3 protein-coding genes and 1 pseudogene are annotated in these 3,333 nt (G+C 73.1%); all 4 read right to left on the bottom strand.

All coding sequences use genetic code 11. The annotated features are described in order from the left end of the window. Positions 1 to 118 precede the first annotated feature (118 nt). Positions 119 to 1,099 carry an L-histidine N(alpha)-methyltransferase gene (gene egtD / locus DQW85_RS25625; protein WP_113702521.1) on the bottom strand — a complete coding sequence of 327 codons (981 nt, stop codon included), beginning with the start codon at positions 1,097 to 1,099 and terminating at the stop codon, positions 119 to 121. An 18-nt stretch (positions 1,100 to 1,117) separates the two neighbouring features. Beyond that, positions 1,118 to 1,837 (bottom strand): ergothioneine biosynthesis protein EgtC, encoded by a 720-nt coding sequence (gene egtC / locus DQW85_RS25620; protein ID WP_113702520.1) that lies wholly within the window; start codon positions 1,835 to 1,837, stop codon positions 1,118 to 1,120. Position 1,838: 1 nt separating this feature from the next. After that, the gene (egtB, locus tag DQW85_RS25615) at positions 1,839 to 3,131 is read right to left on the bottom strand and encodes an ergothioneine biosynthesis protein EgtB (protein WP_113702519.1); all 1,293 of its coding nucleotides are present in this window, start codon (positions 3,129 to 3,131) and stop codon (positions 1,839 to 1,841) included. Further along, positions 3,124 to 3,333, bottom strand: a pseudogene (locus DQW85_RS25610) (ergothioneine biosynthesis glutamate--cysteine ligase EgtA); the annotation flags it as partial. The pseudogene DQW85_RS25610 and the gene egtB, both read right to left, overlap by 8 nt.

Genomic DNA, 3,333 nt, shown 5'->3' with positions numbered 1-3,333 from the left:
CACGCCTCCGCGATCCGCGCCACCCGCCCGTTCCCGGCCCCGCGCCCTGCCGGCTCGGAACCGGTCCCGGCCCCGTCTCCGGTGCGCCCGGAGCCGGGGCCGGGGCCGGGACCGGCGGTCATGCCCCGGCCAGGACCAGCGTGAAGTCCCCGGCAGGATCGGTGTAGCGGCGACGCACCTGGAAACCCGCGGCGACGAGCTCCTCCCGCAGCCCCTCCGGCCGGAACTTGGCGCTGATCTCGGTACGCATCTCCTCCCCCTGCGCGAAGTCCACGGACAGCCCGAGCGCTCCGATCCGCACCCGCATGTCCCGGCTCGCCCGCAGGCGCATCTCGATCCAGTCGTGGCGCTCGTCGTAGAGCGCGACGTGCGCGAACGCCTCCGGTTCGAAGTCCGCCTCCAGCTCCCGGTTGATCACCCGCAGCACGTTCCTGTTGAAGGCGGCCGTCACCCCGGCCGGGTCGTCGTAGGCCGTGACCAGCCGCCTGGTGTCCTTCACCAGGTCGGCCCCGAGGAGGAAGGTGTCGCCCGGCCGGAGCGTGGCCCGCAGCTCTTTCAGGAACACCGCGCGGGCGGCCGGTTCGAGGTTGCCGATCGTGCCGCCGAGGAAGGCCACCATCCGCCGCCCGGTGCGGGGCAGCAAGGCCAGATGGCGCTCGAAGTCGGCGCACACCGCCCGCACGTCCAACCCCGGGAAACGCCCGGACAGCCGCCGCGCCGCCGCCGCGAGGGTGACCGCGTCCACGTCCACCGGCGTGTAGGCGCGCAGCGTGCCCACCGCGGCGAGCGCCTCCAGCAGCAGCACGGTCTTCGCGCTGGTGCCGGAGCCCAGTTCGACCAGCGTGTCGGCACCGCAGGCCGCCGCCAGTTCGGCGGCGCGCGCCCGCAGGATGGCGAGCTCGCACCGGGTCGGGTAGTACTCGGGCAACCGGGTGATACGGGAGAACAACTCGCTGCCCGCGGCGTCGTAGAACCACTTGGGCGGCAGCCACTTGGGCGACGACGTGAGCCCTGTCGTGACGTCGTGTTCGAGCGCCTGGCGCAGGTAGTCGCGGTCAAGATGGTTGGTCACGTGGTCGGTCGGCTGGCTGACGGGCACGGGGCCTCCTGGGTGAGTTCACAACGGCTGGACGCGTACGTCGTCGTGGGTGGCGGTCAGCAGGCTGCGCTCGGGAACGGCCTGCCAGCCGGGCAGGTCGTCGAGCGGCTCGCTGGCCACGAGCACCCCGTCGTGGTGTCGGTGGTAGAAGAGCGTGTCGCCCCAGACGGTCGCGGCGATCGACGCGCTGTCGCAGGCGAGCAGGTTGAGGCGCGCGACGGGGTCCTTCTCCCCGGCGCGGACCACGACCTCGGTCAGCGCGTCGCCCAGGCCGAGCCCGGCGCGCCCGCGCAGGAACACGGCGGCGGCGACCCAGGCGGAGTCGCACGCGCTCTCCGCCCGGTCGGGCAGATCGTCGGCGAGATCCCGCAGCGCGTCCCTGGTGACGCGCCCGTTGTGGCTGAGCAGCCATCCCCGATCGGCGAACGGCGCCGTGGCGCTCTCCTCGATCGGCATGCCCACGGTGGCGGAGCGCACGGCGGCCAGCAGGCAGGTCGAGCGGGCGACCTGCGCGAGCGCGGGGAGATTGGCGTCGGTCCACATGGGCACGGAACGGCGGTACCGCACCGGCTCGGCGCGCCCGTGGTCGTACCAGCCCATGCCATAGCCGTCGGCGTTGACCAGGCCGTACCGCTGGCGCCGTGGCGCGTAGGACTGCTTGAGCAGGCCGTGCTCGGGCTCGTGGATGAGCCAGGTGAGCGGGCGGGGCGCGCCCAGCCAGGCCGCGTGCCTGCACACCTCAGACCAGCTCCGAACGGGCGCAGCGGAAGCCGGTGAAGATCTGCCGGCGGATCGGGTAGTCCCAGTTTCGGAACGTGGTCCGCACCGCCGCCGGGTCGGCCGCCCAGGAGCCGCCGCGCAGCACCCGGTATTCGCGGCCGAAGAACACCTCGCTGTATTCCTTGTAGGGGAAGCTGCGGAAGCCGGGGTAGGGCTGGAACCAGGAGTCGGTCCACTCCCACACGTCTCCCACCATCTGCTCGGCCCCGTACGCGCTGGCACCCGCCGGGTAGGCGCCCAGCGGCGCGGGGTGGGCGGCGCGGTGGCCGAGGTTGGCCCGGTCGGGGCCGGGGGCCTCCTCACCCCATGGGTATCTGCGCGCCTTCACGGTGCTCGGGTCCCAGCCGCAGGCCTTCTCCCACTCGGCCTCGGTGGGCAGCCGCTTGCCCGCCCAGCGGGCGTAGGCGTCGGCCTCGTACCAGCAGACGTGCTGGACCGGCTCGTCCATCGGGACGGGCTCAGTGCGGCCGAAGCGGGTGCGCCACCAGGCGCCGCCGTCCCTGGTCCAGAACAGGGGGGCGGTGGCGCTGCTCCGCTGCCTCCACTGCCGGCCCTCCGCCGACCACCAGCGCGGGTCGTCGTAGCCGCCGTCCTCGATGAAGGCCGCGTAGGCGCGGTTGCCGACGGGGAGCCGGTCGATCCAGTAGGCGGGCAGTTGCACCTGGTGGGCGCGCCGTTCGTTGTCGTAGGCCCACGGCAGGGTGTCGGTGCCCATCTCGAAGGGGCCCGCGGCCACGAACACCTCCTCGGGGCCGGCGCTCCGGCCCGGGGGCAGGTCGCCGTCGCGCACCAGGCCGGGCTGCCCGGACAGTTGCAGGGTGGCGAGCATGGTCTCGTCGTGCTGATGCTCGTGCTGGATCACCAGGCCGAACACGAAGCCGTCGCGGTGCAGCGGGTCGGGACCGTCCAGGTCGACGGTGTCGAGGACGTCGAGCACCCGCCCGCGCACGCCCTCGATGTAGCGGCGGGCCTCGGCCGGGCCAAGGATGGGCAGGCTCGGGCGATCCTTGCGCGGGGTCTTGAACGCGTCGTAGATGTCGTCGATCTCGGGGCGGAGCGGATCGATGCCCGCGGCCTCGCGCAGCACCCAGAGCTCCTCGTAGTTGCCCACGTGCGCCAGGTCCCACACCAGCGGCGACATCAGCGGCGAATGCTGGTGAACCAGCAGGTCGTCGTCGGCCTCGGTATAGGTCAGCGATCGGTCGCGCACCGCGATGAGCTCGGCCGCGATGCGTTCCTTGAAATCACTCATGCCCGTCCTCGTCGTTCAGCCAGGTCGTGACGCGTCGTGTCGATGTGAGATCCATCAGGTCGGCGGCCGGGGAGCGGCCGGCGGTCACGTGCCGGTCGGCGAACGCGGCCACCTCGCCGACCAGGCCGGGGCTCACGCCCAGGCGAGGCAGCGCCTCCAGCGCGGCACGGAAGCACGCCTCGGCGGCCCGGCCCAGGCGCGG

Source organism: Nonomuraea lactucae, assembly GCF_003313395.1.
GTDB lineage: Bacteria > Actinomycetota > Actinomycetes > Streptosporangiales > Streptosporangiaceae > Nonomuraea > Nonomuraea lactucae.
This window is presented reverse-complemented; position numbering and strand designations above follow the sequence as displayed.